Origin of the sequence: Nocardia aurantiaca, assembly GCF_009708175.1 — a bacterium.
Lineage (GTDB): Bacteria > Actinomycetota > Actinomycetes > Mycobacteriales > Mycobacteriaceae > Nocardia > Nocardia aurantiaca.
In genome coordinates this window covers 248,589-274,922 of sequence record NZ_WMBB01000008.1, presented here as the reverse complement: position 1 = coordinate 274,922, position 26,334 = coordinate 248,589, and the positions used below count along the sequence as shown (strand labels likewise).

Sequence of the window (26,334 nt, the reverse complement as noted above, 5' to 3'; positions counted from 1 at the left end):
CGGCACTCACCCGATCTCCACCGAATCGAGACCCGGGCCCCTACCGCATCCGCACGCCGAACCGAAATCGACGGCGCGGCAGCGTAATACGGCAGCCGGTCAGCGCAAGGCCTGGAAGGTGAGCACGGTGGTGCCGATGCGGATGGCGTCCCCGTCCGCCAGGACGGCGGCGGATTCGATGGACTGCTCGTTGATGTAGATGCCGTTGGCGGAGTGCAGGTCCTTGATGAGCAGGCCGGCGCGGCTCGGCGTGATCTGGGCGTGGTACCGGCTGGCCTTGGGGTCGTCGAGGACCAGATCGTTGTCGGTCATGCGGCCGATCTTCATGCCGCTGGCGCCGATCGGCACCACCCGCCCGTCGGACAGGCGCAGCTGCCCGGCGCGGACCGCGCGCGGCATCTCGGTGACGGTCTCGGTCATGGCCTTGGCCATGCGCTCGACCTCGTGAATCTGCCCGGTGCTCAACGGTTCCTGGCGCAGCACCTTGTGCTCCAGCGCGATGAGCGCCGGACCGGGATCGATGCCGAGCTCCTCGGCGAGCACGGTGCGCACCCGCCGGCAGGCGTCGAGCGCGTCGGCCTGGCGGCCGGACAGGTAGAGCGCGGTGATGAGCTGCGCCCACAGCGGTTCCCGCAGCGGATGCGCATTGGTCATCGACACCAGTTCACCGACCACGGAAGAGGCGCGGCCCAAAGCGATTTCGGAGTCGATGCGGGCGGAGGCGACCAGCAGCCGCTCCTCGTCCATGGCGGTCGCGAAACTCTCCGCGAAACCCAGGCCGGACAGATCGTCCAGGGCCCGGCCGCTCCATTCCGCCAGCGCCGCACCGAAGAGTCGCGACGCGGCGGTGGGGTCGCCGATCGAGGCGGCCTCCGAGCCCTCGCGGCGCAGCGTCTCGAAACGCCCGAGATCACACTCGTCGTCCTCGATTTCCAGCCGATAGCCCGAGGATTCGGTGCGCAGCAGCGCCACCGGGTCGACCCCGGCGGTGCGCAGGGTCTTGCGAATGTTCGAGACGAACACCTGCAGACTGGCCTGATAGGAGTCCGGCGGATCGTCGTTCCACACGATATCGGCCAGTGCCTGTGAGGAAACCGCCCGCCGCCGGTTCACGGTCAGTGCCGCCAGCAGCGCACGCGGCTTGGGGCCGCCGACCGGCACGGACCGGCCCGCGACCAACAGCTGCACGGGGCCCAGGACCCGTACATCGACAGTCATGCCACCTGCCTCGATAGAGACCGCGGCGCGCCCGCCGCTTCAAAATTGCCCGGGATTCCGCGTGTCCGCGCGGAATCCCGAGCGTTGAGCTTACTTGGCGCTGATCGAGCGTCCCGCCGAGTTCAGGTCGTTGCAGGCTTCGACGACGCGCGCGGCCATCGAAGTCTCGGCCTTCTTGAGGTAGCTGCGCGGGTCGTAGACCTTCTTGTTGCCGACCTCGCCGTCGACCTTCAGGACGCCGTCGTAGTTGGCGAACATGTGGCCGGCCACCGGGCGGGTGAAGGCGTACTGAGTATCGGTGTCGACGTTCATCTTCACCACGCCATAACGCAGCGAGTCCTCGATCTCCGACTTCAGCGAGCCCGAGCCGCCGTGGAAGACGAAGTCGAACGGCTGCGCGTCCGCGCCCAGGCCCAGCTTGGCGGCGGCCACCCGCTGGCCCTCGGCCAGCACCTCGGGACGCAGCTTCACATTGCCCGGCTTGTAGACGCCGTGCACGTTGCCGAAGGTGGCGGCCAGCAGGTACTTGCCGTTCTCGCCCGCGCCCAGCGCGTCGACGGTCTTCTCGAAGTCCTCGGGGGAGGTGTAGAGCTTCTCGTTGATCTCGGCCTCGACACCGTCCTCTTCACCACCGACGACGCCGATCTCGACCTCGAGGATGATGTTCGCCGCGTGCGCCTGCTTCAGCAGCTCCTTGGCGATCTCCAGGTTCTCGTCGATCGGAATCGCCGAGCCGTCCCACATGTGCGACTGGAACAGCGGATTCAGGCCGTTCTTCACGCGCTCGGCCGAGATGGCCAGCAGCGGGCGCACGAAGGTGTCCAGCTTGTCCTTCGGGCAGTGGTCGGTGTGCAGCGCGATGGTGACGTCGTAGCGGGCCGCAACCACATTCGCGAACTCGGCCAGCGCGACCGCGCCGGTCACCATGTCCTTCACACCCAGGCCGGAACCGAATTCCGCACCGCCGGTGGAGAATTGGATGATGCCGTCACTGCCCGCATCCGCGAAGCCCTTGATGGCCGCGTTGATCGTCTCCGACGAGGTGCAGTTGATGGCGGGGAACGCGAAGGAGTTCTGCTTGGCCCGAGCAATCATCTCGGCGTAGATCTCCGGAGTCGCGATGGGCACAGTGACCTCCGTTTGTGTGTGGTGCGTACGACATAATTCTGTCAGCTGACACCCTAGAACAGGACCAAAACCCGACGCCTCCGGGCTCGAGGCAGCGCTGGAGGATTCGCGGCCCGAGCGGAGCGTTCGTTCTGGACCGCGGCTCGACAGGCTGCCTCCTCCTTGGAGCGGGGGAGCGAACGGCTCCATGGACCTGCGCCGTGGCCGCGAATCCGCCGGAGCGGAGCGGAGGCAAATTCAGCTCAGCTCGGTGTGATGTCACGGCTACCGGTACTGTGGTGGCCGTGACCTTGCTGGCCGTATCCGATGCCGTGACGACCAACGCCGCCTTGCCCGCGATCTTGGATCCCATGCACCTCCTCACGGAGACCTGGCTGTCCCATGCGGTGCTCCCGGCAATCCTGGTGATCGTCTTCATCGAGACCGGCCTGCTGTTCCCGATCCTCCCCGGCGACTCGCTGCTGTTCACTGGCGGTCTGCTGGCGGCCCAGGCCCACCCGCCGGCCGGAATGAACATCTGGTGGCTGGTCCCGGCCACCGCGTTCGTGGCCTGGCTGGGCGACCAGAGTGGCTACTGGATCGGCCGCACCATCGGCCCGGCGCTGTTCAAGAAGGAAGACACGCGGTTCTTCAAGCAGCGCTACATCACCGAGACCCACGCCTTCTTCGAGAAGCACGGCCCGAAGACCATCGTCCTGGCCCGCTTCGTGCCCATCGTGCGCACCTTCATGCCGGTGCTGGCCGGTGTGTCGAAGATGGACTACCGCAAGTTCGCCACCGTCGACATCATCGGCGCGGTGCTGTGGGGCGGTGGCGTCACCGTGCTCGGTTACTTCCTGGGCAATGTCGAATTCATTCGCAAGAACGTCGAGGCGATCTTCCTGCTGATCGTGTTCGTGTCCATCCTGCCGGGCATCATCACGGTCGCGAAGAACCTGCTGCACCGCGGCCAGGCCCCGCAGCAGGTCGAGTACGCCACCTCGACGAACGAGCCGACCCACTGAGCCCTTCGGTGTCGCACACCCCGCTAACCCTCGCTTCCGGCGGCTTCGGTCCGCTCGAGACAGCCGGCCCGGTACTGGTCTGGACCGTTGTTCTCACCTTCGTGTTCCTGGAGTGTGCGCTCATCATCGGGCTGTTCCTGCCCGGTGACTCGATGCTCATCACCGCCGGTGTGGTGCTGGCCTCCCAGGTCGGCGAGGGGCAGGTGTGGGCGCTGTCGGTCGGAACCATGATCGCGGCCATCGCCGGCAACCAGGTGGGGTACGTCTTCGGCCACCGCGCCGGACACCATCTGGTCGCGCGCAAGAACGGCAAATACATCAACACCCGCAATCTCGCGCGGGTGTCCGACATGCTGCACAAACACGGGTTCATGGCGGTGCTGGTCGCCCGCTGGATTCCGTGGGTGCGCACGCTGTGTCCACTGGTCGCGGGGGCGGCGGGGATGGACCACCGCAAATACACCATCGCCTCGACCGTCGGCGCGGTCATCTGGGCGCCGGTGATCCTGCTTTCCAGCTATTACGCGGGCAGCTTCCTGGAGAGCATGTCCTGGCTCATGCCCGCGGTCATCGGAACCCTGGTGGTCGGGTTGGTGCTCGGCACCCTCCTGGGCGTGCGGCAGTACCGCGTCGAAATGGCGCGCCCCGCCGAGGATTTCGACCTCGACATGGAGGAGGCGGCGACGGTGCCGATCCCCCGGCAGCACCGCGCCTGATCGGTCACAGCCCGGCGGCCGTGACCGTGTGCGCGGCCTCCATCAGCTTCCAGCCCGAAAGCTGCACCGACAGATCGCGTTCCGGGCTGCGCGAGGCGCTCACCGACCCGCCCACGAAACCACCGGCTCCCGCGACGCCCGGAAGTCGCGCGGGCTGACGCCAATCCGCGCCGAACAGCGGCTCGCCCTCCACATCCAGGCGATGCTCCCAGGCGGCGGTCGCTGAGGCCCGCACGATGGCGGCGGACTTGCGGCGCGCGGTGACGTGATCGGGCTCGTCGCCCGGCAGCATGAGGGCGGTCAGCGCCAGGTAGCGGACGAGGATGCCATTGAACAGGCCGCCGTCCCCGCCGCCGTCGCCGACCACTACGCCGCCGGAGGTCATGTGCTCCTCGACCGCGTCCACCAGCCGGACCGCGCGCTCGGCGTGCCGGGGTTCGCCGGTGTGCACCGCGAGCTCGGTTTCCAGGCCCAGCGCCACGCCCTGGCAGTAGCTGTAGACGGGCTTCTCCACCTCACCGGAGGGTAGGTGGATGCCATCGAAGATGAGACCGGTCTCTTTGTCGCGCAGGTTGGCGTCGAGGAAGTCGGCCAGTTCCTGTGCCAGCTGGTAGCGGCCCAGCCGGGCCATGGCGATGCCCACCGGGCCATTGGCGGGGGCGTTGTAGAAGTCGGAGCCCTTGCGCCACGGGACCGCGCCGAACTCCGGGTCGAAACCGTTGACCAGCGCCTTCTCCAGAACGAGCAGCGCCCCACGCACCTCGGCCACCCCCTGGGTGCGCTCGGCCCGCTCCAAAGAGACTGTCAGCCAAGCCATGTCGTCGTAGTAGTTGTTGGTCCAGCCGGTGATATTGCGGAGCCGCATGGCGTGGGGGATGGACCACAGCCGACGCTGCCGCGCCGGGGTGGGCGCGCGATTGGCGGCGTCGACCACGCAGTCGATCAGGTGGGCCTGCCACCAGTAGTGCCAGAAGGCGAAGGTGCGCTCGCGCTTGGTGGTCGGCCAGCCGACCACCCCGAGCTGGGTGCCGGGCACGCCCCACAATTTGCGCAGGTGACGCGAGAGAATCGCGGATTCCGCCAGGTCGGCTCGCTCCGACCAGAGGGCAGCGGTCGGCTCGGTATTGCGTCCCGTCCGCGAAGTCATAGCACTTATCGTGCCAGCCGGGCACCGCGCCCGTGGCTGATTTGTTACCTCTCGATCCCGCGTCCACGCTGCCCGACGGCAGCGGGGACACCGGCGTCAAGAGGGAGCCGGCCTACCAGGCGGTGGCGAGGTCGGCATGCTGCCGAATCCAGGCATGCATGGCGATGCCCGCGGCGACGCCCGCGTTGATGCTGCGGGTCGAGCCGAACTGCGCGATCGAAACGGTCAGCAGCGCACCCTTTTTCGCGGCCTCGGTGACGCCCGGGCCCTCCTGGCCGAAGAGCAGCAGGCAATCGCGCGGCAGCGTCGCGGTCTCCAGCGGCACCGAGCCGGGGACATTGTCCACAGCCACCACCGTCAGCCCCTCCGTCTCGGCGAAGCGCAGCAGCTCGTCGGTGTCGGCGTGGTGGTGAATGTGCTGGTAGCGGTCGGTGACCATGGCGCCGCGGCGATTCCACCGCTTGCGCCCGACAATGTGCACGGCCGCCGCCGCGAAGGCATTGGCCGTGCGCACCACGGTGCCGATATTGGCGTCGTGGCCGAAGTTCTCGATGGCCACGTGGAAGGGATGCCGGCGGCTGTCGATATCGGCGACGATGGCCTCGCGCCGCCAATACCGGTAGGCATCCACCACATTGCGCCGGTCGCCTTGGTCGAGCAGATCCGGATCCAGGCGCGGATCGTCCGGCGGCTCGGTGCCGAACTCCTCGCGCCACGGTCCGACGCCGTGCGGATGCTCACCCCATTCGGTCGGACCGGGGGTATGCGCTTGATCGGCTGTCGGAGCGGAACTCACCTGGGCGATGGTAGTTGCCTAGTGTGAGGAGCCGACCGCGCCCACGATGATGGCGAACACGATGAACCCGACCACCAGGACCATCATCGCGGTGGCGACGATGCCGCAGATCCAACCGGCCGTCACCATGCCGCTGCCGCCGATCATGCCGTTGGACTGGCTGATCTCCCGGCGCGCCTTGCCGCCCATGACCCAGGCCACCGGTCCCAGCAGCTGGCAGAACATCAGGCTCATGATGCCGAGGATGAGGACCACGACGGCCTGCGGATGATCCGGTGGCGGCGCGCCGTAGTAGCCCTGCGGGTAATAGCCGGGGGCCTGCGGCGGGTAGCCCGGGTTGTAGCCGGGCTGCTGGTAGTAGCCCGGCTGCTGTTCATAGCCCTGGGACTGCGGATCCCAGCCCGGCGGGGGCGCGTCGTAGGTCATGGGCAGAATGCTAGGTGGTGGTGCTGGCTACACCGAACATCTTCTGGGCTGCCCCATCGCCCCGGCGCATCGGCGACCGAGACCATGGATCCATGAGCGATACGGCTGCCCTACCCACCATCGTGCTCGATCCGCCCGCGCCGCAACCGGATCCGGGCCGGGGCCCATCGCCACGGACGGTCCTGCGGGCCTTCCTGGTGACACCGTTCACGGCGCGCACCTGGAAGGAATTCGCCTATCTGATCATCGTTTTCGGGCTGGGATGCCTGGCCGCGGCCTATCTGTTCCTGGCCATCGGTGGCAGTCTGTGTCTCTCGCTGTTCGTGGTCGGTATTCCGGTGCTGGCGGCCGCGATTCTGGGCGGGCGGGTGTGGGGCCGGATCTATCGTGTACTGGGCGTGGTACTGCTGGACGCGGACCTGCCCGAGCCGCCGCCGTTCGCGTTCCGGCCCGGGCCGATCGGGTGGCTGCGCAGCGCCTTCACCGACCGGACCGCGTGGCGGGCGCTGCTGTTCCTGGTCCTCGAGGGTCTGCTGGGCGTAGTGGTCGGCTACGGCGTACTGGTGGCCGTCGCCCTGTCGGGATTCGTGGCGCTGTCACCCGTCCTGTGGGCGGTGGCGAATCCGGTCAATGTGGACGAGCAAGGCGTGCCGCACCATTCGATGATCCAGATCAACGAGTTCTACCTCGACACCTGGCCGCGCACGCTCGGTTTCGGGGCGCTCGGCGTGCTGGGCTGCTTGCTGCTGCCGTGGGTGATCCGCGGCGTGTGCTTCCTGCATCGCGCGCTCTCCTTCGGGTTGCTCGCCCCGACGGCCCGCGACCGCCGACTGGCCGAACTGCAGCAGAGCCGCAAGGCCGCGGTCGACGATGCCGCCGCCACCCTGCGCCGTCTGGAACGCGACCTGCACGATGGCACCCAGGCGCGGCTGGTCAGCATCGCCATGATGCTGGGCCGCGCCGAGGAGCGGATCGCGGCGGGCGGCGACGCCGGTGACCTGATCGCCCAGGCCCGCACGGGATCCAAGGAGGCGCTGACCGAACTGCGGGAACTGGTGCGCGGCATCCACCCGCCCGCCCTGGAACTCGGCCTGGAACCGGCGCTGGAGACGCTGGCCGCCCGTTGTGCGCTGCCGGTGGAGTCGCGGGTGCTGCTGCCGGTGCGGCCGAGCCCGGCCATCGAGGCCATCGCCTATTTCTCGGTGGCGGAGCTGCTCACCAATGTGGTGAAACACTCTGCCGCCAACCGGATCTGGGTGGCGGTGCTGCCCGCGGGCACGGATTCGCTGTCGGTCAGCGTCCGCGACAATGGTCAGGGCGGCGCGCTGCAACCGGCCGAGGACCGCGGTGAAGCCGTTGTGGTGGGCGGGCTTTCGGGGCTGGCGCAACGGGCGCGGGCGGTGGACGGCGCGCTGACGGTGGACAGCCCGATCGGCGGGCCGACGGTGGTCACGCTGGTGCTGCCGATCGCGGGGCCGCGATGATCGAGGGCATGGGCGCCGCGAACGGGCCGCTGCGCGTGGTCATCGCCGAGGACAACGCCATCCTGCGGGACGGGCTGACCGCGCTGCTGTCGGAGCGCGGTTTCGAGGTGGTGGCCACCGTGGGCGATGCGACCGGTCTGCATGTCGCGGTCGTCGACCAGGTGCCGGACGTCGCCGTGGTGGACGTCCGCATGCCGCCCAGCTTCACCGACGAGGGTCTGCTGGCCGCGCTCGCGCTGCGCCGCAGCCATCCCGGCATCGGGGTGCTGGTGTTCTCGCAGTGGATCGAAACCCGTTACGCCACCGAACTCTTGGCCTCCGGCGCGGGCGGCGTCGGCTATCTGCTCAAGGACCGGGTGGCCGATGTGAGCGATTTCGCCGAGGCCCTGCGCCGGGTCGCCACCGGCGGCACCGCGCTGGATCCCGAGGTGGTGAGCCAGCTCATGGGCGCTGCCCGGCAACAGGATTCGCTGGCCCGGCTCACCTCGCGCGAGCGCGAGGTGCTGGAGTCCATGGCTCAGGGTCTGTCCAACGCGGCCATCGCGCGGGCCCTGACGGTGACCGAACGCGCGGTCGAAAAGCACATCGGCAATATCTTCACCAAGCTGGAGCTGCCGCCCTCGGACCTGCATCATCGGCGCGTACTCGCCGTTCTGCGGTTGAGGGGTTGAAACATCGCGGCACGGTTGCCGAGCGTGGAAGACTGGGCCCATGACTCGGTCGAGTTCCGCGGAATTGCTGAAATCGGTCGAATACTGGCCGAATCATCTCCTGACCATCGCGGAGTGGTCGCTGCTCCCGGAGAACAACCGGCACTGCCGCGAATTGGTGGACGGCGTGCTGGTGGTGGCGCCGCAGCCGCCCCGGCATCAACTCGCGGTGTGGCGCTTGGCCGCTCAACTGGAGCGGGCGCTGCCGCGGCGGGTTGCCGCCATGGCGCGCATCGAATTGATCATCGATGATGGCGCGCCGCCCACCGTGCGGGTGCCGGATGTGCTGATCGTGGGCGGTGAGGCCGGGGCCGAGCACGCCACCCGGGTGCGGCCGGGCGATGTGATGGCGGCCATCGAGATCGTGTCGCCGGGTTCGCGTCGGGTGGACCGGATCATGAAGTTCGCCGAGTACGCAACAGCAGGAATCGGCCACTACTGGCTGCTGGAGACCGAGGATTCGCTGCTTTTGCGGACCCATCGGCTGCGGGACGGGCGATACATGCCGACCGGTGAGTACTCCGGACAGGTCACCCTGGAACTCGAGGGGCTCACCCTCCCCCTCGACCTGGACGCGCTCACCGCGCTACGCACCTCCGGCGCGTCCGCCTGATCGGCCGGCCCTCTGACCGCGCCTGATCGGCCACACGGGACCAACTTCGGGACTATCCTGGAATTCTGAAGGCCGTGGTTGGAGGGTGTATGGACCACGCGCGCATAATCCGTACCGTGCTGGGAGTGACGACGGCATATCTCGTCACCCTCGGACTGTGGCTGGGCTTGCTGCTCCCGCTCACCCCGCCCGGAACGGTACCGCTACAGATCGTCACACTGGTCGGTCTCTTCGGAACCTTCCTCGGTCTGGGCATGCTGCTGGCCCAACGCCCCACCCGCTCCGACCGGAGACTGCTCCGGCACGGACTGGAAGGGTGGGCGAACATCGAAGGCGTCCATCCGCTGCAGCGCACCGACCACTGCACCGAAATCACCGAACTCGATCTCGAACTCGTGGTGCCGGGGTCCGAGACCTACTACGGCAGCATCGTGTTCGACGTCGAGCCGGTGGTGAAGCCGAGAATCGCAGTGGGCGGGACGATTTCGATCCGCGTCGATCCTCGCAACCGCGACCGGATCATGCTGTGCCTCTGACCGCTCTCCGCGACTCTCATGAGAGACATACCAGGTCAAACCGCCTGACTGCCGGAATTGCCCGACCCGGGCCGTAGCATCCCGGCCATGACGATCGCTGAGAGACCGGACCACAGAGAAGCGCCGCTGGTGCTCGACACCGAGCCGCCGCGCACGCTGGGATTCACGGATCAGGCGGCGTTCTGGCTGAACATCGGCGTCAGCCTCATCGGTTTCAGCGGGGCCGCGGTCGTGCTCTCCCCTGCCGAGGGCTCCCGTCTGCCACTGGCCGGCGCCTTGCTGGCGACCGTGGTCGGCACGGTGATCGGCGCGACCATGGTGGCCGGACCAGCGGCCATCGGATCGCGCACCGGCGCGCCGGCCATGGCGGTGCTGCGAGGACTGTTCGGAACACGCCTGTCGTATCTGCCGACGGGCGCGAATATCGTGCAGTGCATCGGCTGGGGTGTGTATGAACTCACCGTCATCACGCTCGGCGTCTCGGCGCTCACGCACGACCGGGTGCCGCACTGGATCGTCATCGTCGCCGCCGGTGCGCTGTCCACCGTCATGGCCATCTGGCCGCTGTCAGCGGTGCGTGCGCTGCGGAAGTACGTGTCGGCGGCCGTGGCCGTCGCGCTGATCTATTTCACGCTCCAGCTACTGCGGCAGCCTGTTCCGCTGCCCACCGATACGAGCTGGAGCGGCTTCTGGCCCGCCGTCGACAGCACCCTCGCGGTGTCCATCTCCTTCGTGCCGCTGGCCGCCGACTACACCCGGCACTCCCCGTCCGCGCGGATCGCGGCGAGCGCCACCGTGCTCGGCTACTCCGTGGCGCAGGTCTGGTGCTATCTGCTCGGCATTCTCGCGATCCTGCACGCGGGCAGCGCCGACCACGTCTTCGACACCTTCCTCGGGGTTACCGCGGGCTGGCTGTTCTTCGCGGTGCTGGTGCTGCGCGAATCGGATCAATCGTTCGCCAATATCTATTCGACGGCCATGTCCATCCAGAACCTGCTGCCCCGGGTGGACCGACGATTGCTGGCGGGCTTCGTCGGCCTGGCCGTGACACTGCTGGCACTGCCCGTGCGCGACTTCAGCAATTACGCCAACTTCCTGGTGCTGATCGGCTCGGTGTTCGTACCGCTGTGCGCGGTACTGGTCGTCGACTACCACTTCGGCCGCGGCCGCACCGGCTGGAATCTCACCGAGACCGCGCCCACGCGGCCACTCATGCTGCTGCCATGGGCCATTGGATTCGTCACGTACCAGCTGCTCAATCCGGGCTCGATCGGCCCGTGGACCGATTTCTGGACCAGGGCGCAGGACGCCCTGCACGTACATCCCGGCTGGTGGTCCTCGGCCTCGCTCTACTCCTTCCTGGCGGCCGCGGGGGTGACCGCGCTCCTGGCGCGGTTCCGGCGGGGATGACCGACAACCGCGTCTACGGCATGGGGTTCGACCCGCTGGTCGAACCCGATTGGCCCGGACTGACTTCCGGCGATGTCGAGGCGGTGCTGGGCGCGGACGCGGTCATCACATGGCGCAGTCCCCGGCCGCTGTCGGCCACCGCGCGGGTACGGCTGCCGGACGGGCGCGATGTCATCGTCAAACGGCTGCCGCGCACGCTGCGGGACGCGGCCGCGCTCGGCGAGGAACACCGGTTCATGGATCACCTGCGCGGACACCGGATTCCGGTGCCGGATGTGCTGCGGACTCTCGATCTGGACGAATTCGCCTACGAGGTCCAGGAACTCGGCCACGGCGTCGACGAATACGCGGGCGTCTTCTCCTGGTCGCCCTACCGCACCCTCGGCGAGGCGGCCGCGGCCGGACGCCTGCTGGCCCGGCTGCACCTCGCCGCCGCCGGATACGACGCACCACGACGGCCGCCCCGGCCGCTGCTCGCGGGCTTCACGATCTTCTCCTCCGCCGATCCCATTGCAGCCGTGGAGGATCGGGCCGCGCGACGCCCCGCGCTGAGCGCCTTCCTGGCCGAGCATGACTGGCGTGGGGACATGGAGCGCGTCCACCTCCCGGTCCACGCGCGCCTCCAGCCGCTGATCACCGGCCTGGATCCACTGTGGACACACAATGATTGGCACGGCACCAACCTGCTCTGGCGCGATGGCGACGCCGCCGCGGTCATCGACTTCGGCCTGTGCGACCGCACCACCGCCGTCCACGACCTCGCCACCGCCATCGAACGCTGTGCCGTGGACTGGATTTCGATCCGCGAGGGCGGCCCGGCGAATGCGCGGTTCGATCGGGTCCGCGTACTGATCGAGGCCTACGAGGCGGTGCGGCGGCTGACCGCCGCCGAACGCCGTGCCCTGCCGGCGCTGCTCCCCCTGGTGCACTGCGAGTACGAGCTCTCCGAGATCGACTACTTCCTCGGCGTGATCCCGGGCGGAAATATGCAGAACGCCGAAATCGCCTATGCCGACTACTTCCTCGGCCACACCGCGTGGTGGACCGATTCCGCCGAGGGCCGGGAACTGCTCTCCGCAATCCCTGGCGTGTAACCGAATAGCGTGTCGGCGAGCACAATTCCGCCGCGACAGAATAGCGGAGTCGGCACTTGATTCCGCGACCTCGATCGGATAGAACTTGTTCCGTTGCCATTCGCAACGCGAATCATTGTGCACGCCATCTGAGTTCAGCGTGCTGCGGGGGTCGGGAGAACAGGAAGAATCATGCGTCGCACCATTCGTAATTTCGGTTGTAAGGCACTCGTCGCGGCACTGCCGCTGGCGGTCGCCGCGACCTTCGCGAGCACGGGAACGGCTTCGGCCACCGCTACGACCGAGGCCCCTCAATCGGCCCCCGTCGTGCAGATCATCGCGGCTCCGGTCGCGGAGGCCGTCGCCCAGCCCATCGAGCCGGAGGCGGCCCAGCCCATCGAGCCGGAGGCGGCCCAGCCCATCGAGCCGGAGGCGGCCCAGCCCATCGAGCCGGAGGCGGCCCAGCCCATCGAGCCGGAGGCCGCCCAGCCCATCGCGCCGGAGGCCGCCCAGCCCGTCACCCCGGATGTCGAACAACCGGCGGCGGCCGAGATTTCGCAGCCGCAGGACATCGCCACCGATCCGAATGCGAAGAACCACGATCCGATGGCCAATGCCGCGGTGGTGGGTGCGGGTGTCGGGGCCGTGATCGGGGCAGTGATCTGCGCCGCCACCATCGTCGGCCTGCCCCTCATCCCGCTCTGCGCCCTCGGCCCCGCGCTCCAAGGCGCCCTGATCGGCCTGCTCGTCGGCGCGGTCGACCCGGATGCCATTCCGCAGGTGCTGCCCTGATCCCTCGGGACAAATGATTCCCGTTTTCCGGCAGCCGAATCGAATTCGGCTGCCGGAAAGCGATTTATCGATGTGCGCGGGGATCCGCAAGCAAGTACTGGGCGGCGGCATACGTGCCGAGAATGACGCCCTCGGTGATGCGTCGGGACTTCTCACCGCGCGCGAAAATACGGCGCAGCACGATCAAACCGTCCGACAGGGTGAACAGCAATGCGCCCACACCCAGTCGGCTGCGCGGGTCCGCATTCGGAATGTTCACGCCCGCGATATTCTTCGCGTCCCGGGCCAGTTCCGGATCGGAGGCCAGCGTCGCCGCCATACCCAGCGTCACGCCATAGGCGGTGAGCGGGGTCGCCACCGTCGGGGCCTCGAGCCGCATCAGCGTCGCCGCGCCCAGCCAAGCGGCCACCCGCGGGGCCAGGATCTGCGGGCGCGGCCGCCCGCCGCGCCGTGACCACAGCCACGAGTACCCGGTCTGCATGACCGCGAAAGACGAAGCGCCCGCGATCAATCGGCGATCGTCATCCGGATCGATGAGCAGCACGTCGCCGACGGTGGCCGCGGCCAGCGACCCGAGCAGCACCGTACGATCGGCGCGATCCAGATACCTACCGTTGACGGCCACATCGGCGGCCAGCAGCGGCATCAGCAAAGGCTTTGCGGCCCACTGCAATTTCTCACGACCGGTGACAGCGCCGAACACCGTCAACGCCGCGGCGCCGACGAACGCGGCGCGGAACGGGCGGGCCATCAGAAGCTGGGTTCGGCCGGAGCCGGCGGCAGCACCACGACCTGTCCGGCGTAGGACAGGCCCGCGCCGAAGCCGAGCAGCAACGCCAGCTGACCGCCCTTGGCCTTGCCGGTCACCAGCATCTCCTCCATGGCCAGCGGGATCGAGGCGGCCGAGGTGTTGCCGGTGTTCTCGATGTCATTGGCCATCGGGATCTCGTCGGCGAGCCCGAGGTTCTTCTTCATGAGCTCGTTGATGCGGGCATTGGCCTGGTGCGGGATGAAGACCTCGATGTCCTCCTTGTGCACGCCCGACATCTCGATGGCGCTCGACAGCGCGCGCGGCAGGGTGACGGCCGCCCAGCGGAAGACCTTGGGGCCCTCCATGTGCAGCGACATGCGGCCCACCGGCTCGACGGCCGGGTCGGTGCCCTGCAGGCGCTGCGCCTTGTTCATGAACTCCAGGAAGTCCACGTCCTGGGCGATGGCCTCGGCGTTCTCGCCGTCGGAGCCCCACACGGTCGGGGAGATGCCGTTCTCCTCGCTGGGTCCGACCACGACCGCGCCCGCGCCGTCGCCGAAGATCATGGCGGTGCCGCGGTCCTTCGGGTCCAAACCCACGGTCATCGTCTCCGCGCCGATGACCAGGATGTACTCGGCCGAGCCGGAGCGGATCATGTCGGTGGCCACACCCAGGCCGTAACCGAAACCGCCGCAGCCGGAGGTCAGGTCGAAAGCCGGGATGCCGTTCATGCCCAGGTCGGCGGCGACGCTCGGCGCGCCGTGCGGGGTCAGCTTGAGCCAACTGGAGGTGCAGAAGATGAGCGCACCGATCTTGGACCGGTCGATGCCGGTGTTGTTCAGCGCCCGGTTGCCCGCCGCCACCGCCATGCTGCGCAGGGTCTCGTCACCGGAGATCCAGCGGCGATTGCGGATGCCGGTGCGCTCGAAGATCCATTCCGGGGTGGAGTCCAGGGTCTCGCACACTTCGGCATTCGTCACCAGACGCTGGGGCCGATAGGCGCCGATGCCGAGCATCGCAACATTTTGACGACTCTTGTTGATTGCAATGCTCACCACTGGTGACTCACACGACCCTTCGCAACACCTTTGTCGGACGTAAGACCAGCACCAGGCTAACCGAGAGCAAGGGTTCAGCCCAGAGCAAAGTCACGTTAACCAGTCGGTAAGGACTTAAGTCCTATCCCAGGGCGAGATCCTTCAGGCCCAGAATCGACCGGTACTCCAGGCCCTCGGCCGCGATGATGTCGTCGGCGCCGGTCTCCCGGTCCACCACGGTGGCCACGCCGACCACGATCGCGCCCGCCTCGCGCAGCGCGCGCACCGCGGTCAGCGGGGAATTGCCGGTCGTCGTGGTGTCCTCGACCACCAGCACCCGTTTGCCCACGATGTCCGGGCCCTCGATCTGGCGCTGCATGCCGTGCGTCTTGGCGGCCTTGCGGACCACGAAGGCGTCGATGGGACGACCCGGCGCGTGCATCACCGCGGCCGCCACCGGGTCCGCGCCCATGGTGAGCCCGCCCACCGCGTCGAAGTCCCAATCCGCCACGAGTTCGCGCAGTAGCTTGCCGATCAGCGGAGCCGCCTCGTGGTGCAGGGTGGCGCGGCGCAGGTCCACGTAGTAGTCGGCTTCCTTGCCCGAGGACAGCGTCACCCGGCCGTGCACCACGGCGAGGTCGCGCACCAGAGCCGCGAGTCTGTCCCGGTCGGTCGTCGTTACCTGCATTGCTGTGTCTATGTCCTTCCGCGTGCGTTGAACAATCCCCGGTTGAGGCGGGCGGCCAGGGATCGTGGGATCAGTTCGGCGACCGCGACGATCGCCTTGTACTGCATACCGGGCACGCTGATCACCCGGTTTCTCTCCAGATCACGCAGCGAACCGGCCACCACCTCGTCCACGCTCAACCACAGTGGTCGCGGCAGCGAACCCATATCGATTCCGGCTCGCTCATGGAATTCGGTGCGGACCAATCCCGGGCACAGCGCCTGCACCCGGACTCCGGTCCCGGCCAACGCGCCCGCCAGCCCTTCCGAAAAGGATACGACGTACGCCTTGGAGGCCGAATACGTCGAGCCCCTTCCGGGGATCAGGCCCGCGGTGCTGGCCACATTCACCACCGTGCCCCTGGCCGCGTGCAGCATCGGCGGCAACGCCGCCCGGGTCAGCTGTACGACGGCGGTGACGTTCACATCGAGTTGGCGCTGCAGGGCGTCCGGCTCCACCGTCCAGAATTCACCCCTCAGGCCGAATCCCGCGTTGTTGACGAGGAATTCGACGCCCTCGGCCAGCCGGGCGGCCACGCGATCGCGATCCTCGGGCAGTCCGAGGTCGGCAGGCAGCGTCTCGGCTCGCGCGCCGAAACGCACCTGCGCATCGTGTGCCAGCGCGGCCAGCCGATCCTCATTCCGCGCCACCAGCACCAGGTCGTAACCGAGCGCGGCGAGCCGCATGGCGTACGCCTTGCCGATGCCGGAGGTCGGCCCGGTGACCAAGGCCACCGGGCGGTGCGCGCCGGGCAGGCGCGCGGCGGCCTGACGATCAGGCGAACTCTCGCTCATCGACGGCCCATCACTCGCACAAATCGGGAGCGGTCGGCGATGACCGGAATTGCGCCCCCATTCTGTTCCCCAGCCGCCCCGCACGCGGCGGATTCGCGCAGACACCACGTGGCTGCGGCGTGCCGCGCGCTGACACGGCTGGAGGGCGTCACCTCGGTGCGGGTCCCTGGTAGGGGCGGAACCCCGGATGGAACGGACCGCCGGGCGGAGCACTGCGACCCTGATCCTTGCGCCAGCCCTCCTCCGGCTCGCGGTCGGATTCCGGCTCGGCCCAACGGTCTTCGCCCTCGGGATGGCGCGACCGCTCGTCCTCGTCGTACGGGTCCAGCTCCTCGCCCTCGGGGGCGGGGGGCCAATTGCGGCGCGGGCGATTGCGCGGGTCCGGCACGACTTTCAGCGCAGGACGCCAGTTTTCGGGCTCGTCATCCGCTTCGCCCGCCCCGGCGATATCGCTGACCAGCGGGGACTCATAGTCGTCTCCCCGCTCGCCGTGCGGGCGGACCGGGCGATCGCGGTCCTCATCGCCGAAGTCGCCGAATTCGTCGTGGCCGTCGTACTCTTCGTCCTCCGGGACCGGGCGTGAGCGGCCGGGTTCGGGGACCTCGTCGCGACCGCGCTCGCCATTGATGACCGGCGGCAGCACATGCAGCAGACCGGACAGCCGCAGCACCGCGTCGACGGCCATCTCCCAATCCTTGGCCACGGACCCCACCGGCAGCATGCCCAGGGTCCAGTTGCCCTCGGACCACAGCTGCTGCACGGTGTCGGGCAGCGATTCGATGAACGCCACCATGCGCTGGTCCACCGCGTGCCGGGCGACATCCGGATTGGTGGCGAAGACCACCCGGTCGCCGATGGCGCCGAGCAGCTCCAGATCGTGGTCCTTCGGCGGCGCCGCGGTTTTCAGCCGCAGATCGATATCGATGTCCGAGCCGATCTGCCGGCGCACCGCGACCAGGGTGGCGGCGTCCTCCAGATCGAAGAGCACGAACTTCTCGCCCTTGCGGTTGCCCGACACCACGTCCACCGCGGACAGGTAGCCGAGCTTGGCCAGCGCGCCGCGCCGCCAGGTGGAGGCGAGCGCGGGTTCCACCGAAACATAGGTGTAGCCCTGGGATTTCGCCCAAACCTGCCGCACGTGTCCGGTGCGCTGCCGCTGCAGCCGATCGAAATAGAGCAGCACGATCGCACCCACCAGCGCGATCGCCGCCAGCCCGAACCATATTGCCGTCATCGCCGCCTACCCTATCCACACTGTGCTCAATTTGCCCTCCGCTTCGCTCCGGGCGGATGCTGTGTCTAATTTGCCCTCCGCTTCGCTCCGGGCGGGCTCGCGGCCCTGGAGGTCTCGTTCTTCCCTCCCTCCGCTCCTCCGCTACGCTCCCCCGCTCCACTCAGTCCAGAACGAGACGCGCCGCGAACCAACGGTGTCCAATCTGCCCTCCGCTCCGGACGGGCTCACGGCGCCGGGAGTCTCGTCCTTCCCTCCCTCCGCTCCACTCAGTCCAGAACAAGACGCGCCGCGAACCTTCAGGTCCAATTTGCCCTCAGCTCCGCTCCGGGCGGGCTCGCGACGCCGGGAGTCTCGTTCTTCCCTCCCTCCGCCTCCAAGGCGCAGGTCTATGGAGCCGTTCGCTGCGCCGCTCTACTGAGTCCAGAACGAGACGGGCCGCGAACCTTCAGGCCTGATCTGCTCTCCGTTTCGCTCCGGAGGAGTTCGCGGCTCCGAAGGTCTCGCCGCGAACCCCGGGTGTGGGCACTCGCCAATATCTTTCAACATCGGTTCATCGGGTTCCGCTCGGCATCGAGGTGCTGAAGATCAGCTTCGCCTGGATGGATCCATCGGCGTTCTTGTCGCCCTGGACCATGACCACCTCGCCGACCGGCAGGTCCGAAACCTTGGTGCTGCCCAGCGAGATCACCTGCGTCTTGTCATCGGTCTTCACGGTGACCGTGCCACCGGACAGGCTGGTGATGGTGAGGGTGGAGCCGTCGTTGCCGGCGATGGTGCCCATAGCGCCGCCCAGCTGATCCAGATCACCGAGGCCCGGGATCGTCGGAATGCCACTGGGTAGCGGGACCGCCGAAGTATTGCCCAGGCTCGGCTGCGGATATGCGGAGGTCTTGACGCTCCCGCTGGGCGCGGATGCGCTGTTCGAGGAAACCTTGTCCGACAGCACTGTTCCCACCAGGACGGCGACGATGGCGACCACGATGACCGCGGCGATGCCCAGCGCGATCCACAGGGTGGTCCGGCGTGGCGGCTCGGGCGGAGGCGGATTCTGCGGGAAGCCCGCGGGCTGATACCCGCCGGGCGGAACTCCCGGCCCGCCCGGATAACCGGGACCACCGGCCGCTGCGCCCGCAGCCGGATATCCCGGCGCGCCATAGCTGCTCGTGGGCGAGTACCCCTGCTGGCCGGGATAGACGGCGGTCGGCTCATAGCCGCCACCGGTCTCGTACCCGCCCCACTGCGCGTCCACCGGCGGCAGCACGCGAGTGGCGTCGAGGCCGGGAGGCTGCCCGAAATAATCGGTCGGTCCGGAGGGTATGGCCTGGGTGGGCCCGTAGCCCGCGGCGCTATCCGAGGTGTGGCGGTCCGGTGTGGCCTGTTCGGCGGGCCTCTCCCCCGGGTCCGGTTCCGGACGCCGTGACCACGGATCGCTCGGATTAGTCATGACCTCCAGGGTAGGCGGCTGGGTTTATTTTGCCTCCGCTTCGCTCCGGCGGTTCGCGGCCCTCGTGACCCCGGTCTTCCCTCCTCCGCTCCTCCAAGGCGCTGGTCTATGGAACCGTTCGCTCCCCCGCTCCAAGCGCGGGGAGGCGGAGCGCAGTCCAGACCGGGGCGGGCCGGGAACTTTGCCCTGTTCGACTCGCCAGCGATGCCACTTGGCCGCTGACAGACACAGCGCGGCCCCGAGCCTTTTGACTCGGGGCCGCGGTGGTCGGCTGGGTCAGCGGCCGACGATGAGGGTGTCGCCGTCGGCGGTGACGTTGACCTTCACCGTGTCGCCGTCCTGCAACTCCCCGGCCAGCAGTTCCTTGGCGAGCGAGTCGCCGATGGCCTGCTGGATGAGGCGGCGGAGCGGGCGCGCGCCGTAGGCCGGGTCGTAACCGCGCACGGCCAGCCAGAAGCGGGCCCCGTCGGACACGTCGAGCTTCAGGCGGCGCTGGGACAGGCGCTTCTGCAGCTGGTTCAGCTGGATGTCGACGATCCGCTCCAGCTGTTCCTCGTCGAGCGCGTGGAACATGACCACATCGTCGAGCCGGTTCAGGAACTCCGGCTTGAAGGCGCGGCGCACCGCGCTCATCACCGTCTCCCGGTCACCGCCCGCACCCAGATTCGAGGTCAGGATGAGGATGGTGTTGCGGAAGTCGACCGTGCGGCCCTGGCTGTCGGTCAGCCGGCCCTCGTCGAGCACCTGCAGCAGGATGTCGAAGACGTCCGGGTGGGCCTTCTCGATCTCGTCGAACAGCACCACCGTGTACGGGCGTCGCCGCACCGCCTCGGTCAGCTGGCCACCCTGGTCGTAACCGACATAGCCCGGAGGAGCACCCACCAGGCGCGCCACCGAGTGCTTCTCGCTGTACTCGCTCATGTCGATGCGGACCATGGCGCGCTCGTCGTCGAACAGGAAGTCCGCCAACGCCTTCGCGAGCTCGGTCTTACCGACGCCGGTCGGGCCGACGAACATGAACGACCCGGTCGGGCGGTTGGGGTCGGCGACCCCGGCCCGTGCGCGGCGCACGGCATCCGAAACCGCTTGCACGGCTTCCTTCTGCCCGACGACCCGGTTGCCCAGCTCGTCCTCCATGCGCAACAGCTTCTGGGTCTCGCCCTCCATCATCTTGCCCACGGGGACACCGGTCCACGACGACACCACCTCGGCGATATCGTCCGGCCCGACCTCCTCCTTGAGCATGACGTCGCCATCGGCGGCGGTCTTGGCCTTCGACTCGGCCTCGGCGAGTTCCTTCTCCAGCTTGGGGATTCGCCCGTACCGGAGCTCGGCGGCCTTGTTGTAATCGCCGTCGCGCTCGGCCCGCTCGGATTCGCCCTTGAGCGACTCCAGCTGTTCCTTGAGCACGCTCACCGCGTCGATGGCCTGCTTCTCGTTCTGCCAGCGGGTCATCAGCTGGTTGAGCTTCTCGCGGTCGTCGGCGAGTTCGGAGCGCAGCTTCTCCAGTCGCTGCTTGGACGCCTCGTCGGTCTCCTTGGCCAGCGCCACCTCCTCGATCTCGAGCCGTCGAACGACGCGCTCGATCTCGTCGATTTCCACCGGGCGGGAATCGATTTCCATGCGCAAGCGCGACGCGGACTCATCGACCAGGTCGATGGCCTTGTCCGGCAGGAATCGGGAGGTGATGTAGCGGTCGGACAGGGTCGCGGCGGCCACCAGCGCGGAGTCGGTGATGCGCACGTGGTGGTGGTTCTCGTAGCGCTCCTTGAGCCCGCGCAGGATGCCCACGGTGTCCTCCACCGACGGCTCGCCTACCAGCACCTGCTGGAAACGGCGCTCCAGGGCCGCGTCCTTCTCGATGTGTTGCCGGTACTCGTCGAGGGTGGTGGCGCCGACCAGCCGCAGCTCGCCGCGGGCCAGCATGGGCTTGATCATGTTGCCCGCATCCATGGCGGATTCGCCGGTGGCGCCGGCGCCCACGATGGTGTGCAGCTCGTCGATGAACGTGATGATCTGTCCGGCAGAGGATTTGATCTCCTCCAGCACGGCCTTCAAGCGCTCCTCGAACTCACCGCGGTACTTGGCGCCGGCCACCATCGCGCCCAGGTCGAGCGAGATGAGCTTCTTGCCGCGCAGCGATTCCGGGACGTCGCCCGCCACGATGCGCTGGGCCAGGCCCTCGACGATGGCGGTCTTGCCGACGCCGGGCTCGCCGATGAGCACCGGGTTGTTCTTGGTGCGGCGGCTCAAAACCTGCACCACGCGGCGGATTTCGGTGTCGCGGCCGATGACCGGATCCAGCTTGCCCTCGCGGGCGGCGGCGGTCAGGTCGGTGGAGTACTTCTCCAGCGCCTGGTACGAACCCTCCGGGTCGGGCGAGGTGACGCGGGCATTGCCGCGCACCGCGGTGAACGCCTCGCGCAGCCCGTCGGCGGTCGCGCCGTACTTCAGCAGCAACTGCGAGATATCGGAGTCCCCGGCGGCCAGGCCGTAGACGAGATGCTCGGTGGAGACGTATTCGTCGCCCAGCTCGGTGGCCAGCCGCTGCGCGGAGCTGAGCGCCGCGATGGCTTCCCGCCCGAGGTTGGGGGTGGTGGTGGCGCCGGTCGCCCGGGGCAGCCGGTCCACGATCTCCTGGGCGTCGCGTCGCACCGTCGCCGGGTCGACCGCGACGGCCTTGAGCAACGGGGCGGCGATGCCGTCGGTCTGATCCAGCAACGCCACCAGCAAGTGCGCCGGACGGATTTCCGGGTTCCCGGCGACGGCAGCCGCCTGTTGCGCGGCGGTCAGGGCCGCCTGAGTCTTGGTGGTGGGATTGAACGAGTCCACGGTCACCTTCCTACTAGTCGTTGCTGACTACAACCCGGTAGAAGTTGAGTCTGTTCCGCTCAAGTCTGACCAGTTTTCGGCGCCCGCGCCAGGGGCCGAAGCCCTTACCTACGCTACGCGTGCGACGACCCCGTTCATTGACGCATCGCACCAGCTCAACCATCCCGGTTTCCGGGCGAACGGGTCGCCCCGTGCGCGCGATCATCGGCCGTGAATTCGGCGGCAACCTCCAATCCCGCGGCGGCGCAGCCGAATTGCGCAAACTGCTGCGACCGGTCGGCAACCGCGACCTGATGGTCCCGATCCGCGCTGCGCCGCTCCTGACCGACGCCGCCGAGGCGATCGGCGCACCGAGCGCACGCGGCAAGACCACCGGTGGTCCGAACTCGGAGTTCACGCCGGTACCTCCCCGCGGCCCGCAAATCGATCGGCCTCCCGCTATATCCGTGCGACCACCAGGTTTTAAGGGATACTTGACGCGGAGGGCCGCCTGGCAACGGGCGTTCCGGGGTAGTAGCACAGGAAGGAAAGCTCGACGTCGTGGATGCGCGTTCGGCAGCGCTGGTCCGCGCAAACTTTCGGACAGTCGTCGAGGCCCCGAACGGGCCCGAACGGCTGATCAGCGCGTTCTACGGTCACCTTTTCGCGGAGATTCCCGCCCTGCGGGAACTGTTTCCCTTCGCCATGGACATGCAGCCGAAGCGGTTGGTCACGGCCATCTCGTTCGTGCTCGACAATCTGGAGGACTGGGATCGCGCGCAACGCTTCCTCGAGCAACTCGCGCGCGACCACCGCAAGTACGGAGTGGAGGCCGCGCACTACGACATCGCCGGGCGCGCCCTGCTCCATGCCTTCCGCACCTATAACGGCGCCGCCAATTGGAGCCCGCAGCTGGAGGCGGGCTGGCGCGACATCACCATCCTGATCTCGGCGTCCATGGCCATCGGAGCCAACTCCGATAAGTCGCAACCCTATTGGGAGGCGACGGTGGTCGGGCACCGGCGGGTGGTGGACGATCTGGCCATCGTCCGCCTGCAGACCGATACCCCGATCCCCTATCAGGCCGGTCAGTACGTGCCGGTGGCCATTCCGCAGCGGCCCAAGATGTGGCGCTATCTGTCCCCGGCGATCCCCACGAATCCGTATGGCGAGATCGAGTTCCATGTGCGCAAGGTGCGCACCGGCTGGGTCAGCCCGGCCATCGTGAACGAGACCCAGGTGGGCGACCGGTGGATGATCGCGGCTCCGCTGGGCGGTCTGCACGTGGACCTGAGCAGCCGCAAGGACGTGCTCATGATCGGGTCCGGCACCGGCATCGCCCCGCTGCGGGCGCAGCTCATCGAGATGGGCCGGCGCGGCATCAATCCGCGGGTGCACCTGTTCATGGGCGGGCGCTACCCGTGTGATCTCTACGACGTGGAGAACATGTGGCAGCTCTCACAATCCAATCCGTGGCTCACGGTGATCCCGGTGTGTGAGAACGACACCAACCCGTGGTGGCACCCCTACCCGCCCGCCGAGACGCCGTTCGGCATGCACCGGCGGCTGATCGGCAATCTGGGCGCGGTGGTGGCCAGCTTCGGCGCCTGGGCCGACCGCCAGATCCAGATCGCCGGCTCCGCCCGCATGATCGCCGACACCAAACGCGCCCTACTCTCGGTGGGCACGCCGCTGTCGGCGATAAGCTCGGATCCGGTGTAGTGCACGGCCTTTCGACGATCAGGAGTTATCGGTGACGCTCGGCCCGGACGAGACCGGAGAGCTCGCGCTCGGCGCGCGGACGGAGTGGACGGCTACCGTGGTGGGAGCGCACCGGCTGCGCGAGGACACCACGGTGGTGCGGTTGATCGGCGAGTTCGTGCCGTTCGCGGCCGGGCAGTCGGTGGAGGTGCGCACGCCGCAGCATCCGAACATGGCGCGCCGTATGTATTGCGCGCTGCCGCCGTCGCTGGACGGCAAGCTGGAATTCCATGTCCGCACGGTTCCGGGCGGCTGGTGCAGCGGCTCCATCGTGGCCGACTCGCATCCGGGCGACGAGTGGCGGATCAGCGCGCCGGCGGGCTGGCTCGCAGTGGATTCGGAGGCCACCGATGTGGTCATGATCGCCGATGGGGTCGGGCTGGCGCCATTGCGCTCCTTGCTGCTCGACATTTCGCGCCGGCCGGAGCCGCCGCGCACCCACCTGTTCGTGGGCGGGCGCTACCCGCGTGATCTCTACGCCTCCGACATGCTCTACCTGCTGACCGGCGAATTGCCGTGGCTCACGGTCGTTCCCGTGGTGCAGGACGAGGAGGATCCGGATCGCCTCGACCCCTGGTACGAGCAGTGCCGGGTGGATATCGGCTTCCGCCCGGAGGAGATGATGCCGGGCACCGTCGCCGACATCCCCGAACGCTTCGGCCCGCTGGACCACCACCAGATCCTGGTCTGCGGCGGCGCCGCGATGGTGCGCAACACCATCGACCAACTGGTCGCCATAGGCGCACCCGCCGAAGCCATCCGCTACGAGGGTTTTTGATCACCACGAAGGCTCTTCCAATGCGACAACTGATTTCGCAAGGATCGGGGTGACTCCCGGGGTGTCCCTGAAATCGGTTCGGCTCCCAGCCGCTGGCACGGCTGCCCAACCCCGACGGCTCTCAGCCGCCCGCTGAATATCCGGGGAGGCGGTTCAGAACAGCGGGTCGTGGCGGATGTTCTGGGTGGATGTGCCGGCGGCCATGAGGCGGAATTTGGTGGTCTGCACCATGGACGGCGGCCCGACGATCTGGACATCCCGGTCTTCCCAGGAGCCGTGGCCGGCCACGATCTTGCCGATCTGACCGACCACGCGCGGCCGCAGTCCCGGAAACTCCTGGGGCTCCTCGGAACTGTCGAAGTGCCACCACGGGTTGTCGATGGACTCGGTGACGGGGTGTACGGTGAGCCATTTGTTGGCGCAGGCCAATTGGCTCAGCACCTCGAGATCGTAGAGATCGCACGGGTAATGGCCGCCCACGAAGAGGTCCACCTTGGGATTGGAGCGCCGCGCGGCCATGGCCATGAGCTGGGCGCGCAGCGGCGCGATGCCGGTGCCGCAGCCGATCATGAGCATCTTGCGGCGGGTATTGCGGGGCACGCCGAGACCGCCCAGCGGCGACCCGATCAACCACTGTTCGCCGACCCGGCTGTGGCCGACCATGGCCGGGCTGACCCAGCCGCCGGTGACGCTGCGGATATGGAATTCCAGCTCGCCGTTGGCATTCGCGGGGATAGCCGGAGACAGATAGCGCCACATGCGCGGGCGGGAGGGGATCTGCACGCTCATGTACTGCCCGGCCGCGTATTGCATGGGCTGGTCCAGCCTCAGGCGCACGATGGCCAGATTGCGCAGCACTTCCCGGTGTTCGATGACCGTGCCGGTCCACACCGGCGGGGTGGTCTCCTTCTCGGCCGCGCCGATCATGGTGTCGGCGATGAGGCCGATGCCCTCGTCCCAGGCGCGATCGACCTCGTCGGTCCACATCTCGGTGCCGGCGTAGGCCTCCAGCGCGGATTTGAGCGATGTGCACACGGCCGCATAGTGTTCGGCGGCCACCCCGTACTTGCGGTGATCGCGGCCGAGTTGGGCCAGGAAGGGCAGCAACCGGTCGGGTTCCTCCAGCCGGTCGACCGCATAGGCGATGGCCTTGACCAGCCGATCGCGCTGGGCGTCCAGGGCGGCGGGAAAGAAGTCGCGAATGTGTGGGTACTCGGTGAACAGGATGGCGTAGAACGAGCGCGCGAGTTTCTCGGGGCCGCCTTCTTCTGCAGCAACCGCCTTGAACGTTGTTCTAATCAATGCGACGGTCCGCGAATCCATTTGTGTCACAACCCCATTTCGCAATCGAACGCAGGCGTGACCGGCGAGTGAAGTGCTGCGGGACACTCGACAGCAGCCGTTGCCAAGCAAGTGTAGGCGAGGTTAGCCAGCAACGGAACGGGACGTTTCAATAACGCACTTTTTGTTCCCTGAAAGCGTGAACGTTGCGGGGTATCCGACACGAAAACCGACTGCTCAACCGGAACACGCCGCGAGACACGGGGTTTCAGACAGCGAGCCTGGGTGATCCGTTTTGCAAGACTCGGAAAAACAGCGATCCCGCCGCAACCACGCCGGTCATTGAATTCCTCTGCAGCATACGGACAAAACTCCCGAATGGAGTTATATATAACCTACCGGTCCGTTTGTAATTAACCGACGCAAAGACTTTCGCCAATACGACGGTCCCCCAGCACAACTCAGCACATTGCCCGCAACAATCGCATCGGGGTGAACACCCACCCTTGTCCGCACAGACTCTCCCCGTCATTCCGGCGTCTTCTGGGCAGGGATCCGCAGCGTGGTGGAGTCCGGCCAAAAGCACGCCGGGATGAGGATGGGATGCCCCGCCCCAACGAAAGCGGTCCGGAGACAACGTCTCCGGACCGCTTCTGGTTCAGT

The 26,334-nt window shown here is 67.8% G+C and carries 24 protein-coding genes; 11 read left to right on the top strand and 13 right to left on the bottom strand.

Going from position 1 to position 26,334, the window contains the following annotated elements:
- Positions 1–99: 99 nt before the first annotated feature.
- Together GLP40_RS18985 and fbaA are read right to left on the bottom strand one after the other, a co-directional pair.
- Complete coding sequence (locus GLP40_RS18985) at positions 100–1,218, bottom strand: BTAD domain-containing putative transcriptional regulator (RefSeq protein WP_154789250.1); 1,119 nt, start codon at positions 1,216–1,218, stop codon at positions 100–102.
- 90 nt (positions 1,219–1,308) lie between these two features.
- Positions 1,309–2,346 carry a class II fructose-bisphosphate aldolase gene (gene fbaA / locus GLP40_RS18980; RefSeq protein ID WP_328290364.1) on the bottom strand — a complete coding sequence of 346 codons (1,038 nt, stop codon included), beginning with the start codon at positions 2,344–2,346 and terminating at the stop codon, positions 1,309–1,311.
- 350 nt (positions 2,347–2,696) lie between these two features.
- Between fbaA and GLP40_RS18975 the strand changes: the two genes are divergently transcribed.
- Both GLP40_RS18975 and GLP40_RS18970 read left to right on the top strand, forming a co-directional pair.
- Positions 2,697–3,350, top strand: a complete 654-nt coding sequence (locus GLP40_RS18975; protein ID WP_154789398.1) for a DedA family protein — start codon at positions 2,697–2,699, stop codon at positions 3,348–3,350.
- A gap of 8 nt (positions 3,351–3,358) precedes the next feature.
- Entirely contained in the window at positions 3,359–4,066 is a 708-nt protein-coding gene (locus tag GLP40_RS18970) for a DedA family protein (protein WP_328290363.1), read from the top strand.
- A 4-nt stretch (positions 4,067–4,070) separates the two neighbouring features.
- On the opposite strand, the gene GLP40_RS18965 is transcribed toward GLP40_RS18970, so the two are convergent.
- The 3 genes from GLP40_RS18965 to GLP40_RS18955 form a co-directional block, all read right to left on the bottom strand.
- On the bottom strand, positions 4,071–5,213 hold the full coding sequence (locus GLP40_RS18965) for a glycoside hydrolase family 76 protein (protein WP_154789249.1): 1,143 nt from the start codon (positions 5,211–5,213) through the stop codon (positions 4,071–4,073).
- Between the two features lie 112 nt (positions 5,214–5,325).
- Positions 5,326–6,009 (bottom strand): TrmH family RNA methyltransferase, encoded by a 684-nt coding sequence (locus GLP40_RS18960; protein WP_328290362.1) that lies wholly within the window; start codon positions 6,007–6,009, stop codon positions 5,326–5,328.
- An 18-nt stretch (positions 6,010–6,027) separates the two neighbouring features.
- Positions 6,028–6,435: a DUF4190 domain-containing protein gene (locus GLP40_RS18955; protein ID WP_154789248.1), complete on the bottom strand. Its 408-nt coding sequence runs from the start codon at positions 6,433–6,435 to the stop codon at positions 6,028–6,030.
- A 92-nt stretch (positions 6,436–6,527) separates the two neighbouring features.
- On the opposite strand from GLP40_RS18955, the gene GLP40_RS18950 reads away from it, so the two are divergent.
- The 7 genes from GLP40_RS18950 to GLP40_RS18920 all read left to right on the top strand — a co-directional run bounded on the left by GLP40_RS18950 (position 6,528) and on the right by GLP40_RS18920 (position 13,053).
- Positions 6,528–7,919, top strand: coding sequence for a sensor histidine kinase (locus GLP40_RS18950; protein ID WP_154789247.1), 1,392 nt, complete (start codon positions 6,528–6,530; stop codon positions 7,917–7,919).
- Between the two features lie 8 nt (positions 7,920–7,927).
- Positions 7,928–8,590, top strand: a complete 663-nt coding sequence (locus tag GLP40_RS18945) for a response regulator transcription factor (protein ID WP_154789246.1) — start codon at positions 7,928–7,930, stop codon at positions 8,588–8,590.
- 40 nt (positions 8,591–8,630) lie between these two features.
- Positions 8,631–9,242, top strand: coding sequence for a Uma2 family endonuclease (locus GLP40_RS18940; RefSeq protein WP_154789245.1), 612 nt, complete (start codon positions 8,631–8,633; stop codon positions 9,240–9,242).
- An 89-nt stretch (positions 9,243–9,331) separates the two neighbouring features.
- A complete protein-coding gene (locus GLP40_RS18935; RefSeq protein ID WP_154789244.1) occupies positions 9,332–9,778 on the top strand; it encodes a hypothetical protein in 447 nt (148 codons plus the stop codon).
- Between the two features lie 87 nt (positions 9,779–9,865).
- Positions 9,866–11,188, top strand: a complete 1,323-nt coding sequence (locus GLP40_RS18930) for a purine-cytosine permease family protein (protein WP_154789243.1) — start codon at positions 9,866–9,868, stop codon at positions 11,186–11,188.
- Positions 11,185–12,282, top strand: coding sequence for a phosphotransferase enzyme family protein (locus GLP40_RS18925; protein ID WP_230329695.1), 1,098 nt, complete (start codon positions 11,185–11,187; stop codon positions 12,280–12,282). The genes GLP40_RS18930 and GLP40_RS18925 overlap by 4 nt, the downstream gene beginning before the upstream one ends.
- Positions 12,283–12,453: 171 nt before the next feature.
- Positions 12,454–13,053, top strand: a complete 600-nt coding sequence (locus GLP40_RS18920) for a hypothetical protein (protein ID WP_154789242.1) — start codon at positions 12,454–12,456, stop codon at positions 13,051–13,053.
- A gap of 64 nt (positions 13,054–13,117) precedes the next feature.
- Here the strand turns inward: GLP40_RS18920 and GLP40_RS18915 are convergent, their stop codons facing one another.
- The 7 genes from GLP40_RS18915 to clpB all read right to left on the bottom strand — a co-directional run bounded on the left by GLP40_RS18915 (position 13,118) and on the right by clpB (position 21,872).
- A complete protein-coding gene (locus tag GLP40_RS18915; protein ID WP_154789241.1) occupies positions 13,118–13,804 on the bottom strand; it encodes a lysoplasmalogenase in 687 nt (228 codons plus the stop codon).
- Positions 13,804–14,862, bottom strand: coding sequence for a beta-ketoacyl-ACP synthase 3 (locus GLP40_RS18910; RefSeq protein WP_328290361.1), 1,059 nt, complete (start codon positions 14,860–14,862; stop codon positions 13,804–13,806). The genes GLP40_RS18915 and GLP40_RS18910 overlap by 1 nt, the downstream gene beginning before the upstream one ends.
- 121 nt (positions 14,863–14,983) lie before the next feature.
- The gene (gene pyrE, locus GLP40_RS18905; RefSeq protein WP_040862323.1) at positions 14,984–15,529 is read right to left on the bottom strand and encodes an orotate phosphoribosyltransferase; all 546 of its coding nucleotides are present in this window, start codon (positions 15,527–15,529) and stop codon (positions 14,984–14,986) included.
- An 8-nt stretch (positions 15,530–15,537) separates the two neighbouring features.
- A complete protein-coding gene (locus tag GLP40_RS18900; RefSeq protein WP_154789239.1) occupies positions 15,538–16,362 on the bottom strand; it encodes an SDR family NAD(P)-dependent oxidoreductase in 825 nt (274 codons plus the stop codon).
- A 148-nt stretch (positions 16,363–16,510) separates the two neighbouring features.
- Positions 16,511–17,596, bottom strand: coding sequence for a hypothetical protein (locus tag GLP40_RS18895; RefSeq protein ID WP_154789238.1), 1,086 nt, complete (start codon positions 17,594–17,596; stop codon positions 16,511–16,513).
- Positions 17,597–18,146: 550 nt separating this feature from the next.
- Positions 18,147–19,040 (bottom strand): DUF5666 domain-containing protein, encoded by an 894-nt coding sequence (locus tag GLP40_RS18890; RefSeq protein ID WP_154789237.1) that lies wholly within the window; start codon positions 19,038–19,040, stop codon positions 18,147–18,149.
- Between the two features lie 276 nt (positions 19,041–19,316).
- Complete coding sequence (gene clpB, locus GLP40_RS18885) at positions 19,317–21,872, bottom strand: ATP-dependent chaperone ClpB (protein WP_328290360.1); 2,556 nt, start codon at positions 21,870–21,872, stop codon at positions 19,317–19,319.
- A gap of 540 nt (positions 21,873–22,412) precedes the next feature.
- Here clpB and GLP40_RS18880 point away from each other — a divergent pair.
- Both GLP40_RS18880 and GLP40_RS18875 read left to right on the top strand, forming a co-directional pair.
- The gene (locus tag GLP40_RS18880) at positions 22,413–23,573 is read left to right on the top strand and encodes an FAD-binding oxidoreductase (protein ID WP_328290359.1); all 1,161 of its coding nucleotides are present in this window, start codon (positions 22,413–22,415) and stop codon (positions 23,571–23,573) included.
- Between the two features lie 31 nt (positions 23,574–23,604).
- Positions 23,605–24,390 (top strand): FAD-binding oxidoreductase, encoded by a 786-nt coding sequence (locus tag GLP40_RS18875; RefSeq protein ID WP_328290358.1) that lies wholly within the window; start codon positions 23,605–23,607, stop codon positions 24,388–24,390.
- A 153-nt stretch (positions 24,391–24,543) separates the two neighbouring features.
- Here GLP40_RS18875 and GLP40_RS18870 read toward each other — a convergent pair whose 3' ends face one another.
- Positions 24,544–25,713, bottom strand: a complete 1,170-nt coding sequence (locus tag GLP40_RS18870) for a globin domain-containing protein (protein ID WP_154789236.1) — start codon at positions 25,711–25,713, stop codon at positions 24,544–24,546.
- Positions 25,714–26,334 lie beyond the last annotated feature (621 nt).

Excerpts from the sequence above, each read along its gene's own strand:
- GLP40_RS18985 (WP_154789250.1), bottom strand. The coding sequence starts at position 1,218 with ATGACTGTCGATGTACGGGTCCTGGGCCCCGTGCAGCTGTTGGTCGCG.
- GLP40_RS18975 (WP_154789398.1), top strand. The coding sequence starts at position 2,697 with ATGCACCTCCTCACGGAGACCTGGCTGTCCCATGCGGTGCTCCCGGCA.
- GLP40_RS18965 (WP_154789249.1), bottom strand. The coding sequence starts at position 5,213 with ATGACTTCGCGGACGGGACGCAATACCGAGCCGACCGCTGCCCTCTGG.
- GLP40_RS18955 (WP_154789248.1), bottom strand. The coding sequence starts at position 6,435 with ATGACCTACGACGCGCCCCCGCCGGGCTGGGATCCGCAGTCCCAGGGC.
- GLP40_RS18950 (WP_154789247.1), top strand. The coding sequence starts at position 6,528 with ATGAGCGATACGGCTGCCCTACCCACCATCGTGCTCGATCCGCCCGCG.
- GLP40_RS18945 (WP_154789246.1), top strand. The coding sequence starts at position 7,928 with ATGGGCGCCGCGAACGGGCCGCTGCGCGTGGTCATCGCCGAGGACAAC.
- GLP40_RS18940 (WP_154789245.1), top strand. The coding sequence starts at position 8,631 with ATGACTCGGTCGAGTTCCGCGGAATTGCTGAAATCGGTCGAATACTGG.
- GLP40_RS18935 (WP_154789244.1), top strand. The coding sequence starts at position 9,332 with ATGGACCACGCGCGCATAATCCGTACCGTGCTGGGAGTGACGACGGCA.
- GLP40_RS18930 (WP_154789243.1), top strand. The coding sequence starts at position 9,866 with ATGACGATCGCTGAGAGACCGGACCACAGAGAAGCGCCGCTGGTGCTC.
- GLP40_RS18925 (WP_230329695.1), top strand. The coding sequence starts at position 11,185 with ATGACCGACAACCGCGTCTACGGCATGGGGTTCGACCCGCTGGTCGAA.
- GLP40_RS18920 (WP_154789242.1), top strand. The coding sequence starts at position 12,454 with ATGCGTCGCACCATTCGTAATTTCGGTTGTAAGGCACTCGTCGCGGCA.
- GLP40_RS18915 (WP_154789241.1), bottom strand. The coding sequence starts at position 13,804 with ATGGCCCGCCCGTTCCGCGCCGCGTTCGTCGGCGCCGCGGCGTTGACG.
- pyrE (WP_040862323.1), bottom strand. The coding sequence starts at position 15,529 with ATGCAGGTAACGACGACCGACCGGGACAGACTCGCGGCTCTGGTGCGC.
- GLP40_RS18900 (WP_154789239.1), bottom strand. The coding sequence starts at position 16,362 with ATGAGCGAGAGTTCGCCTGATCGTCAGGCCGCCGCGCGCCTGCCCGGC.
- GLP40_RS18895 (WP_154789238.1), bottom strand. The coding sequence starts at position 17,596 with ATGACGGCAATATGGTTCGGGCTGGCGGCGATCGCGCTGGTGGGTGCG.
- GLP40_RS18890 (WP_154789237.1), bottom strand. The coding sequence starts at position 19,040 with ATGACTAATCCGAGCGATCCGTGGTCACGGCGTCCGGAACCGGACCCG.
- GLP40_RS18870 (WP_154789236.1), bottom strand. The coding sequence starts at position 25,713 with ATGGATTCGCGGACCGTCGCATTGATTAGAACAACGTTCAAGGCGGTT.